Annotated in this window: 10 protein-coding genes and 1 other RNA gene; 6 read left to right on the top strand and 5 right to left on the bottom strand. The window is 41.4% G+C overall.

Annotated elements, in window-relative coordinates:
• The first annotated feature begins 15 nt into the window (after window positions 1-15).
• Genes A391_RS0109340 through A391_RS0109330 form a run of 3 tightly spaced genes read left to right on the top strand, consistent with a single transcriptional unit; the run spans window position 16 to window position 2,710 of the window.
• Entirely contained in the window at window positions 16-1,368 is a 1,353-nt protein-coding gene (locus A391_RS0109340) for a TRZ/ATZ family hydrolase (protein ID WP_019898950.1), read from the top strand.
• The gene (gene ubiG / locus A391_RS0109335) at window positions 1,335-2,069 is read left to right on the top strand and encodes a bifunctional 2-polyprenyl-6-hydroxyphenol methylase/3-demethylubiquinol 3-O-methyltransferase UbiG (protein ID WP_019898949.1); all 735 of its coding nucleotides are present in this window, start codon (window positions 1,335-1,337) and stop codon (window positions 2,067-2,069) included. Before A391_RS0109340 ends, ubiG begins: the two co-directional genes overlap by 34 nt.
• Window positions 2,066-2,710, top strand: a complete 645-nt coding sequence (locus tag A391_RS0109330) for an HAD family hydrolase (RefSeq protein ID WP_019898948.1) — start codon at window positions 2,066-2,068, stop codon at window positions 2,708-2,710. The genes ubiG and A391_RS0109330 overlap by 4 nt, the downstream gene beginning before the upstream one ends.
• A 31-nt stretch (window positions 2,711-2,741) precedes the next feature.
• Here the strand turns inward: A391_RS0109330 and recR are convergent, their stop codons facing one another.
• The 5 genes from recR to A391_RS0109310 all read right to left on the bottom strand — a co-directional run bounded on the left by recR (window position 2,742) and on the right by A391_RS0109310 (window position 6,758).
• Window positions 2,742-3,344, bottom strand: coding sequence for a recombination mediator RecR (gene recR, locus A391_RS0109325; RefSeq protein ID WP_019898947.1), 603 nt, complete (start codon window positions 3,342-3,344; stop codon window positions 2,742-2,744).
• A 23-nt stretch (window positions 3,345-3,367) separates the two neighbouring features.
• Window positions 3,368-3,676 (bottom strand): YbaB/EbfC family nucleoid-associated protein, encoded by a 309-nt coding sequence (locus A391_RS0109320; RefSeq protein WP_019898946.1) that lies wholly within the window; start codon window positions 3,674-3,676, stop codon window positions 3,368-3,370.
• 19 nt (window positions 3,677-3,695) lie between these two features.
• Window positions 3,696-5,396, bottom strand: a complete 1,701-nt coding sequence (gene dnaX / locus A391_RS0109315) for a DNA polymerase III subunit gamma/tau (RefSeq protein WP_019898945.1) — start codon at window positions 5,394-5,396, stop codon at window positions 3,696-3,698.
• A gap of 90 nt (window positions 5,397-5,486) precedes the next feature.
• An RNA gene (gene ffs / locus A391_RS14345) (signal recognition particle sRNA small type) lies at window positions 5,487-5,583 on the bottom strand.
• 110 nt (window positions 5,584-5,693) lie between these two features.
• Window positions 5,694-6,758, bottom strand: a complete 1,065-nt coding sequence (locus A391_RS0109310) for an HD domain-containing phosphohydrolase (protein WP_019898944.1) — start codon at window positions 6,756-6,758, stop codon at window positions 5,694-5,696.
• Between the two features lie 286 nt (window positions 6,759-7,044).
• Here A391_RS0109310 and A391_RS0109305 point away from each other — a divergent pair, with 286 nt between their 5' ends.
• The 3 genes from A391_RS0109305 to A391_RS0109295 all read left to right on the top strand — a co-directional run bounded on the left by A391_RS0109305 (window position 7,045) and on the right by A391_RS0109295 (window position 14,521).
• A complete protein-coding gene (locus A391_RS0109305; RefSeq protein WP_019898943.1) occupies window positions 7,045-8,544 on the top strand; it encodes a sensor histidine kinase in 1,500 nt (499 codons plus the stop codon).
• Between the two features lie 90 nt (window positions 8,545-8,634).
• Window positions 8,635-9,282, top strand: coding sequence for a response regulator (locus tag A391_RS0109300; RefSeq protein WP_029144104.1), 648 nt, complete (start codon window positions 8,635-8,637; stop codon window positions 9,280-9,282).
• Between the two features lie 199 nt (window positions 9,283-9,481).
• On the top strand, window positions 9,482-14,521 hold the full coding sequence (locus A391_RS0109295) for a tetratricopeptide repeat protein (RefSeq protein WP_019898940.1): 5,040 nt from the start codon (window positions 9,482-9,484) through the stop codon (window positions 14,519-14,521).
• The last annotated feature ends 42 nt before the right edge of the window (window positions 14,522-14,563 follow it).

Genomic DNA, 14,563 nt, shown 5'->3' with positions numbered 1-14,563 from the left:
GTAGAATGAGGTTCTATGACAAAACAAGAACAATTACCAACACTGGTAACTCATGTTGAACTGATGATTGAAGCACGTTGGGTTGTCCCTGTGGATTCAAGCAATAATTTGCATGAGTTTTACACTGTTGTCATTCATCATCAGGTGATTGTTGATGTACTGCCAACAGCTCAAGCTAGAATTAGATATACAGCAACTGAGTCAGTCGTTTTAGATGATCATGTTTTAATTCCAGGCTTGATTAATGCGCATACGCATGCTGCGATGACATTAATGAGAGGGATTGCAGATGATCAGCCTTTAATGATTTGGTTGAATAATCATATTTGGCCTGCAGAGCGCGCTATCGTAACAGAGCGTTATGTTGAAGATGCATCTTTGCTTGCGAGTGCTGAAATGCTGAGTGGTGGTACAACTTGCTTTAATGATATGTATTTTTATCCGCAGGCAACTGCAGCCGCAGCTAGTAAAGCTGGTATTCGAGCACATTTGGGCTTAACTGTGCTTGAGTTTCCTACAAACTATGCGGCTGATGCCGATGATTATTTGCAAAAAGGATTTGAGGCGCATGATAGTTGGCGCAGTAATCCATTAATAAGTTCATCATTAGCGCCTCATGCACCTTATACGATATCAAACCAGACTTTTGAGAAGGTATTGACCTATGCAGAGCAGTTGGGCTTAGGGATACATACGCATTTACACGAAACACGTGATGAGATAAGCCAGAGTGAGGCTAGCTATGGTGTGAGACCTATTCAACGAGTTGCAGATATCGGTTTGCTTGGGCCAGGTTTTATTGCTGCACATGGCGTACATTTGATGCCACATGAGATTGATATGTTAGCTGAGTATGGATGCCATGTTGCTCATTGCCCGGCTTCTAACTTGAAGTTAGGAAGTGGTATTGCGCCAATTAGTGCTTTATTAAAAAATAATGTCAACGTATGCATCGGTACAGATGGTGCTGCAAGTAATAATCGCCTTGATATGTTCAGTGAGATGCGTCTTGCTGCTTTATTATCAAAAGGTGTTACTGAGGACGCCTCAGTACTGCCTGCTCACCAAGCGCTTAAAATGGTGACCATTAACGCAGCAAGAGCAATCGGATTAGAGAATAAGGTTGGTAGTATTGAAATAGGTAAGCAGGCCGATTTAGTCGCTGTTAAATTAAGCGACTTTTCAATCTCACCTTGTTATGATCCTGTTTCGCATTTGGTTTACAGCTGTGGGCGAGAGCATGTGACCCATACTTGGGTGGCAGGTGAGTTGCGTTACAGCCATGGGACATACGCAAATATAGAACCAGTAGAGTTAAAGGAAATTATCCAAACATGGCAACCGAAGCTAAGACAATACAAACATTAAACGCCGATGTACTAGAGTTGCAGAAATTTGGCGAGCTTGCCCATAAGTGGTGGGATAAAAATAGCGAATTTAAACCTTTACATGAAATTAACCCACTACGCTTGAATTACATCGATAGTTTAGCTAGCTTGAGTGGTAAGCGTGTACTTGATGTAGGTTGTGGCGGTGGAATTTTGTCCGAATCTATGTATTTTAAAGGTGCTGATGTGACCGGGATAGATTTGGGTGAAAAAGCACTCAATGTGGCTAAATTGCATCAGTTAGAAAGCGGTGCAAAAGTAAGTTATATCCTTACTTCAGTAGAGCAATTAGCGCTTGAGCAACCTGCAAGTTTTGATATTGTCACGTGTATGGAAATGTTAGAGCATGTGCCTGACCCAGCCTCTATCGTCGCTGCGTGTGCAAAACTAGTGAAGCCTGGTGGCGCTGTCTTCTTTTCAACGATTAACCGTAATCCTAAAGCTTATTTATTTGCAGTGCTGGGTGCTGAGTATATATTGAACATGTTGCCAAAAGGTACGCATGATTACGCAAAATTTATTAAGCCATCAGAATTATCCAATTGGGTGAGGCAATCTGGTTTAACTGTTGCTGGTATGCGTGGTATGAGTTACCAACCTTTTACGCAGCATTATTCGCTGAGTAATGATGTATCTGTTAATTATTTACTACACACAGAGCTTAGTGATTATCAGTCATGATTTTATTTGATTTAGACGGCACCTTAGTAGACACCGCGCATGATCTTGCTTATGCGCTTAATTTGCAACGAGCGCGCCATGGTTTGGCTGAGTTACCACTTGACATTATTAGGCCTTATGCTTCACATGGTTCTAAGGGTTTGTTAGCAGTTGGATTCGATTTGACAGCCGATGACGCGCTATTTGATAAGATGCGGGATGAGTATCTCGCCATCTATGACCAAGTGTTAACACGCAAGCCAATTCTTTTTGACGGTATCTCTGAGTTGTTGACTACGCTAGAGGCTAAAGATATACCCTGGGGTGTGGTGACCAATAAGCCGCGCCGTTTTACGCAACCATTAATGCATAGTATCGGTTTGTTGACGCGAGCAGCCTGTGTCATTAGTGGTGATGATGCGCCACAACCTAAGCCTGCTCCTGACACTTTGTTGATGGCATGTAAACAAGCAGATATTAAGGCGGAGCAATGTTGGTATGTAGGTGACGCTGAGCGAGATATTCAGGCAGGGAAGGCCGCAGGAATGCGCACTGTTGTAGCGCTATATGGATATATTGCCGATACTGACAAACCAGCAAGTTGGGGTGCAGATCAGTCGATTAATGAGCCATTAGATTTGCTCGCATTGGTTAATGCTTAGATTTTATTAGTTTCTGACGTCTAGTCTGTTTCTATTTAAATACGCTTCTACGTTCTAACATAGCTTGTGCCAATGTTCCTGAGTCAACGTATTCAATCTCGCCACCCATCGGCATGCCCCGTGCAATACGACTAACTTTTATGCCGCGAACACGCAATAACTCACTAATGTAGTGGGCTGTTGCGTCACCTTCTACTGTGTAATTGGTAGCGAGAACGACTTCTTCTACAATGCCATCGTTCGCACGTTTAATCAGTTTGTCTAAATGAATTTCTTTAGGACCAATACCATCCAGTGGCGACAGTCTGCCCATCAGTACAAAATACATACCTGTGTATGCGCGCGTGTTCTCTAGCATGATGAGGTCAGTTGGCATTTCTACAACACATAGCACTGTTTTGTCCCGCTGCGCTGACTCACACAGTGGGCAAATGGGTTGCTCACTAAAGGTGTTGCACAGTTTGCAGTGATCAACCACTTGCAAAGCGTTGTCTAGCGCCAATGCTAAGCCATTTGCACCTTGTCTATCACGTTGTAAAAGGTAGTAGGCCATTCGCTGTGCCGACTTTGGCCCTACACCTGGTAAACAACGTAAGCTCTCAATGAGTTGTTCAAGCGCAGGCGGGTTTTTCATCAAAGTCTTAATTAAGGCTAATATTAGAATGGAAGTTTCATGCCAGCTGGCATAAAGCTTGATAGGCGTGAAGATGAGGTTGCTTCAGCTTTTGCTGTGGCATCTTTTAATGCAATCACTAATAAATCTTCTAGAGTCTCTTTGTCATCCATGACGCTGTCGTCTAATGTGACGCGCTTTACTTCATTTTTGCAGGTCATTTGCACTTTTACTAAGCCGTTAGCTGCAACACCTTCAACCTCAATGTTGGCAAGCTCTTCTTGCGCCTTTTGCATGTTGGCTTGCATTTGCTGGGCTTGTTTCATGAGATTTCCCATGCCACCTTTCATCATATTATTCTCCTAAATTTGATTAAATTGGTTTGATACTGTTTGGGATAATTGTTGCGCCGAAGTCATCAATAAGCGCCTGTACAAAACTGTCTTCTTCTATTGCATTCTCAGCATTAGCCTGTGCTTGAGCTTTTTCTTGATAAATTTGTTTGGCAGGTGTGTTGCCTGAACCGCCAATACTAAATTGCAGTTTGATTTTACGGTCAAAATGCTGACTAATTGCCGTTGTTAATTTTTCTTGGTAATTCGGTGAAACTAAGTGCTTCTGGCTTTCAGGTACGCTTAGCGAGATGCTCTGCTCATCGTAGGCAATCAACTCACAGTGTTTGGCTAGCTCTCTGGCAAGGCCGAGCTTTAATGCGTCTACTAATGCACGCCAATTACCATTAAAATTGTTGTTGCTAGCGTGTAGGGGTGCAGCTGAGTTTTCAGCAAGCGTTGATGCAGGTTGGTTAGCGTCATCTTTTATTAATTCATATTCGTTAGTCGTTGGTGCGTAATCAACTTCAGTAGCGGCTTCTTGCTTGCTTGTGTTTTCACCTTGATAGATTGGCGCCATCGCGCGCGCGCTACTAATCGGTATGTTGTTGTTAGTAACGCTCGATATTTTGCTTTTGCTGGCGGCACTGGTGCTTTCGTTTGGCGTAAATGCAAGCATGCGTAACAAACTCATGGTGAAGCCAGCAAACTCATCTGGCGCTAAGCCAATATCGCGGCGTCCCAATAACGCTATTTGATAGTAAAGTTGCAAAGTCTCGGGCTGAATTTTTTGAGCTAGATTTAATAGTGCTTCGCGCTCTGGGAGGTCATTTGCGACACTTTCTGGTACCGTTTGTGCGACAGCGACTTGATGCAGTAATTGTGCAAGATCGTTAAGTGCAGCATCAAAAGATATACTACGCTCTTCCATCGCCTTTGCTTGACTAATCAGACTGTTGCCGTCATTGGCAAGTAGGGCGTCAAGGAGTTGGTATAAATAACTTTGGTCAATCGCCCCTAACATGGCGCGTACTTCTGACTCATTGACTGTTTGACCGCCGTACGCAATTGCTTGATCTGTAAGAGATAATGCATCGCGCATGCTGCCTGCAGCGGCACGAGAGATTAAGTGCAGAGCTGTTGGCTCAAATGAGATATTTTCCTGTGTGAGAATGTTTTGCAAATGACCTGTAATTGAAGTGCCGGCCATTTGGCGTAAATTAAACTGTAAGCAACGTGAGAGCACTGTTACCGGTACTTTTTGAGGGTCTGTGGTTGCTAGAATAAATTTGACGTGGGCTGGTGGCTCTTCCAGCGTTTTTAGCATGGCATTAAACGCGCTTTTCGAGAGCATATGTACTTCATCAATAATGTAGACCTTGAAGCGACCAGCGGTTGGTGCGTATTGTGCGTTATCTAATAAGTCGCGCATGGCATCTACCTGCGTGTTGCTTGCTGCATCGACTTCGATTAAATCAACAAATCGGCCTTTATCTATTTCTGTACAGGCATTGCAAACACCACATGGCTTTGCGGTGATGCCTGTTTCACAGTTAAGAGATTTTGCTAGAATACGCGCGAGTGTAGTTTTACCGACACCTCGTGTGCCTGTGAATAAGTAGGCGTGGTGCAATCGGTTTTGTTCAAGAGCATTGGTGAGCGCACGGACTACGTGGTCTTGACCGACCAGTGTTTCAAACGATTTTGGGCGCCATTTACGCGCGAGCACTTGATATGACATAGCCTAAACTTTAGCTGAAAATTGTATTTTCGTCTTTAAATTATTAGGAGATTCTTTAACTTTTAAATTGTGCTTTTGCTAAAGAGAAGAAGAGGCGAGCCTTGACCCCGGCACTTGCTTAATAGTTGTGGCTGCTTGCTTCCGCACCTGACCAGATTGGCTACTTCACAATGCGGGGAGGCCCGCCAGATGCAATTTTACAATACTTTGCTGGATTTACGTTAGTGCTTTGTTGATTTTTGTGTCTGTCTTGCTTAGCTCGAAATTACTCGCATTTATTTTGCTTGTTGTTTTGACTCAAAATAGAACATGGCTTCCATCCTCATGAATATCATCTAGGAAAGTGTTTTTGATCTTGATGATTTCATCAAAGTCACTAAAAAATGCATCAACACATGATGGGTCAAAATGTTTGCCACTACCGTCTCGAAGCAGTTGGCAGGCTTCTTCTACTGACCAAGCTTTTTTATATGGGCGCTCTGAAGTGAGTGCATCAAATACGTCGGCTACAGCCACAATCCTTCCAAACAAAGGAATATTTTCACCAGATAGACTATTAGGGTAACCGCTTCCATCATATTTTTCATGATGTGTGAGTGCTATTTCAGCAGCAATTTTGAGTAAAGGAGCACTATTGGCATTGAGCAGTTCGTAACCAATCGCTGCATGCTGTTTCATAATGACAAACTCTTCTGGAGTCAGACGTCCAGGTTTGAGCAAAATAGCATCTGGAATACCAACTTTGCCAATATCATGCATTGGGGCGGCTTCAAGCAGTAGCTCTTGTTTTTGCAGCGATAAGCCGAGCACATGTGCAATATGCTTAGAGTAATGGGCCATGCGCTGAATGTGAGCGCCAGTTTCAGGATCTCGATATTCAGCGGCTTTTGCCAAACAAAATATAGTTTCACGTTCTTGATCTTTAATTTTTGCAGTGGCTTTACGTACTTCATCATCTAACCATGCTGCGCGATCTATTAAGGCTTTTTGGCTTTGGCGTAATGCAAGCATGTTTCTTGCACGGGTGATAAATTCAATATTGTCTAAAGGTTTATTTAAAAAATCAGTGACTCCGCTTGCAAGAGCCTTTTGACGTATTGATGTGTCACTATTGGCGGTTACCATCAAGACTGGAATGTCTTCGTTGTTCACGAAACCTCTGAACTGCTGCGTGAATTGAATACCATCCATCTCAGGCATTGCGTAATTGACCACGACTAAGTCAGGTTCGTTGTCTCTACACCAAAGGAGTGCTTTAACCGGATTGGTAAATGCAATCGACTCATATTCTGGAATCTTTTTAATCAGATGTTTCAGTAATGTGATGTTGAGTTCGGTGTTGTCAATTAACAATATGCGCATGTTTTCTCATTGGTTATTATTAAAGCACCCCATCATTATGTCTTAAAATAGGGTTGAAAAAAAAGTGTGCTGATGCCTTTTTTAAATTGAGCAACAAGCCACGTTAACTTTAAAAGTTAACGTTCAGTTTCAATAGTAGCACTTTAGATGATACCTAGTCCTTTTGAAGAGATACTTAAATGTATAATAAGTTTATCTATCCAAAGTGATTTTGCTAAGTTGTTTTTTGGATACTTTCTGCTATTGAGTATTTCTATCACTTATTGAAAATATAAGGTTTAATCAAATGACAGTTTCGATTAAAGTGCCTCAAGCGTCTCTGCCTGTATTTTTTAATGAGAACCCACAGTTTTTGAGTGAGCTATTAAACGCAGTTGCAGATGAAATTTATCTGATTGATGCTTCAGATATGAAGCTTATATATGTTAACAGCAGTGTATTAAACAACACTCATTGCAGCTTGACTGAGCTGCAATCTCACAAGCTTTTAGATCTACTTGGTGTGAGTAAAACAACTTTACAGGCGCATCTGTACACCCATAAAAACGATCAAGATTTTTTGCGGCTGATGCAGGATCAGACACCATTGATTGGACATAAAGGGCATGATCAGTTACGCGTTAAATTGATTACAGCAGCTCAGAAAACTTTTTTGTTAATCATTAAAAATGACTTCTTACCGATATCAGTAAGTGATTGTCGTGAATGTAAAAGCACATTTAACCAAGTTTTATTGGATAGTGAGTCGAGGGTTGAAGCGATTATCTCGAACACACCAGGTTTAGTTTTTCAGCTACAGCTTGATCCTAAAGGTGACGTGGTTTTTAACTACCTTAGTGATGGGTGTAAAGCATTGCTAGGTTTTAGTGCATCTGATTTGATGCAGCAATCAAAGCTATTTTTTGCAATGATGAATCCAAGAGACAGGGCTTCATTAAGGAAGCGTTTGAAACTCTCTGCTGATGAGCTAATTCAGGTCGATTGGGAGGGCAGGGTTTGGATTAATGATTGGCAAGATAACAAATGGATTAATTTGCGCGCAATTCCCAAAGTGTTGAATGATGGGGTTATTCAGTGGGTTGGAATCATGATTAACATCACGCAAAGTAAAAATGAAAAACATGAGTTACAGGAGTCTCGTCATGAGTTGGCGCAATTAACTGTGCACATGAATCAAATTAAAGAGCTAGAGCGAACTAGAATTGCACGGGAAATTCATGATGATCTAGGTGGGAATTTAACAGCAATTAAAATTAGTTTGGCGTCGATTATTAATCGAATAGCCACAGGTCAATCAGTTTCTATTGAGCACGCAAAGGCGTTGGAATCTATTGTAGACAGTACATTTGAGTCTATACATAAGATATCGAGCGATTTGAGGCCTAATATTCTGGATTTGGGTATTGTTGCCGCACTGGAGTGGCAGGCTAAAGAATTTGAAAAACAAGTGGGTGTATCGTGCACTTTTACAACGAATCAATCTGAAATTGTAGTCACCCCCGATCAGGCGATTACTTTGTTTAGGATTTGTCAGGAGTCGATGTCTAACATTGCAAAGCATGCCAATGCGACATCTGTTCATGTAGAGTTGAATCTACATTATGGTGAAATAATCATGAAAATTAGTGATAATGGTGTAGGTATTGATTTTGCAGATACCTACAAACCTAATTCTTTTGGTTTAAGGGGTATGCAAGAGCGTGTTGCCGCGCTATACGGTAGTTTTGATATTGATAAACTCGCTGAACACGGCACTGCTATTACTGTGACTTTACCCATAGAGTAGTGGTTGTCGCTTTTTTGCTAATAATCTTTAGTAGCTATTCAAAAAAATTCGCGTGAATGGCTGTTCAAAAATGAAACGATGGTGTGAGTGATGAGTAAAAAACCTAAAATAAAAGTCATTATCGCTGATGATCATGCAATTTTAAGAGCTGGCCTTAAGCAAATTCTATCTGAAACTGATGATATCTTAGTGATTGCTGAGGCACAAAATGCGAATGAGGCAATCAAGTTATGTTCGCAGCCAGATGCTGATGTATTGCTGTTAGATATTTCGTTACCTGACAGAAGTGGTATAGAGGCACTTAAATATATTAAGCGAGAAAATAATCATATCGCTGTCCTCATGCTTTCTATGCATAGAGAGGATGAGTATGCAATTCGTGCTTTAAAGTCAGGCGCAGCAGGGTACTTGTGTAAGCAGAGCGCATCCTCAGAGCTAGTGAATGCGATTAAAACAGTTGCTCGAGGTAAAAAGTATATTACACCAGAGGTGGCCGAGATATTAGCAAATCAGATAGGTAGAGACGATCAAAAAGCGCCACATGAGTTACTTTCAGACCGGGAGTATCAAACATTTATTATGATTGCTTCAGGCTTGTCTGTGACAGATGTGGCAAATAAGCTTTCACTTTCCGTGAAAACTGTGAGTATGTATCGCACGCGATTGCTTGAGAAAATGCAGCTTAAACATAATGCTGAACTGACACATTATGCTTTTAAACATAATTTAGTCAGTTAAAAGTATTGAATTGTGAATTTGTTTTAACCTCGCTCTAGTTGGCATATGGTGCATATATCAAAGAGAGCTACTTTTGCGTATTTATTTTAAATATCAATTGTGTTGTAGTTTCTGAATAATGTGATTATCGAAAACTAGCAGCAATCACATGTTATATTGCTATTTGCTTGTTAAAACTATCGCTGATTGAAATAGGGTAATGGTTAAAACTAAAAATAATACAAATCCTGCTTTAGATGAAATGAACGCTTTATTGGCGTTATTTAATCAAAGAAAACTCCCCGAAGCATTGGCTATCGCCTCATCTATGGTTCAGCAGTACCCTAAACATGGATTTGCTTGGAAAGTGCTTGGCGCTATCTATCAAAACCAGGGGGCTATGCAGCATGCACTTGATGCATTAAAAAATGCCGCACTATTTTTACCCAATGATTATGAGGCTCAATATAACTTGGGTAACTGTTTCTATGACCAGCAACAGCTAGATTCGGCTGTTGTTTGTTATCAAAATGCTATTCAACTTAATCCTAGCTTTGCGCAAGCACATTACAACTTAGGTAATGTCTTAAAAAAACAAGATTTATTAAAAGAGGCCGAACAAAGCTATAAAAATGCATTACGTTTTGATGTTGATAATGTTTGGGTGTTGGATAATTTAGCGCACGTACTTTACGATCAGGGTCATTTTTCAGAGGCAAAAGATTGCTATGAAAGAGTGTTGAAAATACAACCGGATTTTGTTGCTGCACATATTGGGTTAGGTGCCGTTTCAAAAGCCTTGGGTCAATTGCAGGATGCAGAAGACAGCTTTAAGAGAGCGATTGAGTTTGGTGCAGAATTTGAGGCTTATAGTAATCTTGCCGATCTGTTGCATGCATCTGATAGATTGGCGGAGGCGGAGGTATGTCTACGCGCTGCCATTTCAGCACATCCTGATTCAGTGGATGCAACTGTCAAAATGGCAGTCTATTTAAGGACGTTGGGCAGGGTGCCAGAGTCTATTCCGTATTTTATTCAAGCACTATCGATTGATCAGTCACGTAAAGATGTACATGTAGACCTTGGTTTGGCAAAAGCTGATCAAGGCTTGTTTTCAGAGGCCGAGGTATGTTACCGACGTGCTTTGGAGCTAGATCCAGATTATTGGCTGGCCTATAACAACTTAGGTCTTGCTTTGCACAGAATGGAGCGTTATCAGGAGGCTGAACTCGCTTTTGATAAGGCAATAGCACTACATCCGAGTGAAGCTTTACTCTACAGTAACTTAGGGCTGACTTTAGCTGCCCTTGGGCAGATTAAGAAAGCTGAGGCGTCGCTTAAGAAAGCCGTTGAGATTTTCCCTGAGTATGTTAATGCGCATATTAATTTGTGCACGAATTATATTGCCCAAGGCCGTTTGGAAGAGGCTGAATACGAGTGCTTCGAAGCACTCAAGTTTGATCCAGCGTCAAACAAGGCAAGAAGTAATTTATTATTTGCCATGAATTATTCTGGTCATCACAGTGCCGAATATCGTTTACAACAGGCGCTTGAGTTTAATAATGTAGTGACCAGCAAGGTAGTGCAAGCGTACACCGCTTGGCAATCTCATCCAAATAGTAGGCGATTACGTATTGGCTTGATGTCTGGTGATTTACGCCAGCATCCAGTGGCTTACTTTCTTGAGAATTGGGTACGAAATGTTGATTTCTCCCAGTTTGAGCTAACCGCATACTTAACGGATATTCGTGAAGATGCTTTTACTGGCAGACTTAAACCAAACTTTGCTTACTGGAAGTCTTTGGTTGGCTTAACAGATCAAGCTGCAGCTGAGTTGATTCATGATGATGGTATTGATATTTTATTGGATCTTTCAGGACATACATCTGGCAATCGATTACAGATTCTAGCTTGGAAGCCAGCCCCGATACAAGTGAGCTGGTTAGGCTATTTTGCAACTACTGGTATGAAGTGTGTAGATTACTTTATTGCTGATGAAGTCGGTGTGCCAGCGGCGCATTATGCTCACTTTGTAGAAAAGATTAAATACTTACCAGATACCAGATTGTGTTTCACAGCCCCTCATGTAGCGGTTGATGTGTCTGCTTTGCCTGCCCTCACAAATGGCTATATTACTTTTGCAAGTTTCCAAACCTTGGCAAAAGCAGGTGACGATGTATTGGCACTTTGGGCAGAAGTGATGCTTGCTTTGCCTGATGCTAAGCTGCGTTGGCAATGTAAATCTTTTGGTGATGCTGATGTGACGGCGGATATGGTCGCCCGATTTGCTAAGTTAGGGATTAGCGCAGATAGATTAACACTTTTATGTTCTGTATCCCGCGAGGCTTATTTTGTAGCGCACCATGAAGTGGATGTCATATTAGATACATTCCCTTACCCTGGCGGCACGACAACTTGCGAAGCTTTATGGATGGGTGTTCCTACCTTAACGCTTGCGGGAGATAGCTTAATTGCAAGGCAAGGTGCCAGCATGCTCAGTGCTGCATGCCTTGCAGATTGGGTGGCTGAAACTAAAGTTGACTATTTGAATGCTGCTTTGTCACTTTGCAGTGACTTGAGTCAGCTTGCTAATTTAAGAGCAAAACTCCGTGCGCAAGTGCTTGCTTCACCTCTGTTTGATGCAGAGCGATTTGCAAAAAACATGGAAATTGCATTATGGGAAATGTGGCATGAGCATTATCCTGTGGCTGGTGTTGATAAAGTTGCGCAAGCAAAAGATGCCCATCAGCAACGAATGAAAAGTAACCAAAGCCGTCATGTACAGATTGTGAGTGCGACGCGATATTCAGAATCAGAATTTTGGAATAAATCCGCACTCGGTCTTTCATTACACCGCCATTTGAAACAAGATAACGGTATATCAGCAAGTATTGCTTTTAATAACACATTAGGGCTTTCTGACGTGTTTAATCAGGCGATTGAACGCGCTGATGATAGCGCTATTCTTGTATTTGTTCATGATGACGTATGGATTGATGAAGCTAACTTTGTCGACACGATGATTGCAGGGCTTGAGCGCTTTGATGTGATTGGCGTTGCAGGCAATAAGCGTAGATTGCCTAACCAGCCCGCTTGGCTCTTTGTAGATACAGCGCTTAATTGGGATGAGCCTGAATACTTAAGTGGAACCGTATGGCATGGCCCACATGCTTTTGGCGAAGATAAGTTTTACGGTGATGTACCAGCTCCTTGTGAATTGCTAGACGGTGTATTTATTGCCACTACAAAGTCAGCACTCAATGGAGCCCATGTTAGATTTGACCATCAGTTTGACTTCCATCTTTACGACGTAGACTTTTGCAGAAGTGCTAGGGAAGCGGGTTTAAGCTTAGGTACCTGGCCAATAAAATTAACCCATCAAAGTAAAGGTGCATTTGGCTCGCCACATTGGGCGCAGAAATGCCAACTATATTTTAACAAGTGGGAAAGTGGAAGTTCACAACAAATTGCGTTACAACATGCCATGCTTGAAGTGATGCAGATGGCAGGGCGCCATGAAGCAGCAGGCGAACTAGAGCAAGCCGCGCTTTTATATCAAGAGGTTTTGAATATCCAACCTGACAATGCAGAAGCTAATTATCATTTAGGGATTGTTGAGTTTAATCTGAATGGTGTTCATACAGCATTGCCGCATCTTGAAAAAGCGGTGCAATGTAAACCAGAAGACGAGCAATATTGGGTAACATACATTGACGCACTCATGCAGTCCGCAGATGTTGCAACCGTATTAGAAGCTCTGGAGTTGGGTCAGAAGTTTGGATTAACAACAGAAACTGCACAAATCATTGCAGCAGATTTTTTAGAAAAAATTGAATTTCAAAAGGTTGAATCTCCGAAAGTCGAATTTAAAGAACAGCCAGTAGTAATCAATCCATTGTGTTCAAACGATGTAATCACACAATGTCTGACAGAAATGTTAAGTACTAATCTCAATGAGATTTATTTAAATGAACAGCATGCACAGTTGAAAAGTACGATTTCTCCGCACTTGGATTTATCAGCATTTGAAACAACGATTAATGCGTTGAGCAATGCTCATCAACAAAATGAGATTTTAGCGCTGATTTATAAGTCAATCAGTGCAATCAAACTTCAAAAAGAATTTGTTGGCACTAAAGTATTTACGCCATATTTTGATCAAGTATTAGAAAATATCGATTTGGACATTACTGATATTATTTCTCGGGATCGTAAGTTAGCAAATGTCGTGATTGCGTCAGAAATTTACAATTACGGCGGCCACACTAAGGTCATTCAAGAGATTTTAGAGTCGGTTGAAAATCCAATTTTAATCATTACCGATGTTTATGACAGGTTTGCAAAGAATCGATTGTTTGAACAGGTTTCATCGTCATTCATTAAATGTCCTGTATTGATATTGCCTAACGAAGCTTATTTAGATAAAGCTAAAAGATTGGCAGCCTTTATCAATAGTTGTGCAAAAAACGTATTTGTTTTATCGCACCATGAAGATGCCGTCGCAATAGCTGCGTGTCAAAAAACATTACATACCCAGTATTATTTTGTGCACCATGCGGACCATAATCCAGCACTGGGGTGTACTGTGGCTCACTTTAATCATGTGGATCTGTTTGAGTCAATTGCAAAACTGTGTGCTCAAGACCTCAATAAACCAGTTATTTTTCTACCTACGTCATCAAATGATTTAGGTGCAAAAAAGTTTGTTTATCCTATTCAACAGTTTTCTACGGTAACTGCAGGTTCCGCTGGCAAGTTTTGCATGACGGGTGAAGTGAGTTTAAGTCGAATTATCATTGAGTCTTTGAAAGTTTGTGGTGGGAAGCATTACCATTTTGGTGAGCTCTCAGTAGAGCAGATCCAAACGATTCAAAATGACTTAAAACAAGCGGCGATAGATTCTGAGCTATTTGTGTATTTGGGTAATGTGCCATCTCTGTGGGATGGCTTATGTAGTATTGATGCGCATATTTTCTTGGGCTCTGCACCAACCCCTGGTGGAAAGTCTAACTTAGAGGCATCAGGTGCAGCCTATCCCTTGTTGGCTTATGTGCCAGCAGATGCGCCACGATATTTATATGTTGGCGCAGAGGCGCAGATTGGCTTAAATTGGACAAATATTGCTGAGCTTACATCTGGTTTAAAGACCATGATGGCAAATCATGAGGAGTTTTCTCGGCAATCTAGACAGTTCTATTTATCAAACTGTTCAAGTGATGCTTTTAAACAGAAACTAACACAGCTTTGTGATGCGCTTTAAGTATCAGACTAAGTTGATTGATGCCAGTAACAATCTGTTGTA

It is taken from the genome of Methylotenera mobilis 13, from assembly GCF_000384255.1.
Classification (GTDB): domain Bacteria; phylum Pseudomonadota; class Gammaproteobacteria; order Burkholderiales; family Methylophilaceae; genus Methylotenera; species Methylotenera mobilis_B.
The sequence above is the reverse complement of the archived record's forward strand: the minus strand, read 5'-3'. Positions and strand labels throughout refer to the sequence as shown.

Excerpts from the sequence above, each read along its gene's own strand:
- A391_RS0109295 (WP_019898940.1), top strand. The coding sequence starts at position 9,482 with ATGGTTAAAACTAAAAATAATACAAATCCTGCTTTAGATGAAATGAAC.
- ubiG (WP_019898949.1), top strand. The coding sequence starts at position 1,335 with ATGGCAACCGAAGCTAAGACAATACAAACATTAAACGCCGATGTACTA.
- A391_RS0109330 (WP_019898948.1), top strand. The coding sequence starts at position 2,066 with ATGATTTTATTTGATTTAGACGGCACCTTAGTAGACACCGCGCATGAT.
- A391_RS0109300 (WP_029144104.1), top strand. The coding sequence starts at position 8,635 with ATGAGTAAAAAACCTAAAATAAAAGTCATTATCGCTGATGATCATGCA.
- A391_RS0109310 (WP_019898944.1), bottom strand. The coding sequence starts at position 6,758 with ATGCGCATATTGTTAATTGACAACACCGAACTCAACATCACATTACTG.
- A391_RS0109340 (WP_019898950.1), top strand. The coding sequence starts at position 16 with ATGACAAAACAAGAACAATTACCAACACTGGTAACTCATGTTGAACTG.
- A391_RS0109305 (WP_019898943.1), top strand. The coding sequence starts at position 7,045 with ATGACAGTTTCGATTAAAGTGCCTCAAGCGTCTCTGCCTGTATTTTTT.
- A391_RS0109320 (WP_019898946.1), bottom strand. The coding sequence starts at position 3,676 with ATGATGAAAGGTGGCATGGGAAATCTCATGAAACAAGCCCAGCAAATG.
- dnaX (WP_019898945.1), bottom strand. The coding sequence starts at position 5,396 with ATGTCATATCAAGTGCTCGCGCGTAAATGGCGCCCAAAATCGTTTGAA.
- recR (WP_019898947.1), bottom strand. The coding sequence starts at position 3,344 with ATGAAAAACCCGCCTGCGCTTGAACAACTCATTGAGAGCTTACGTTGT.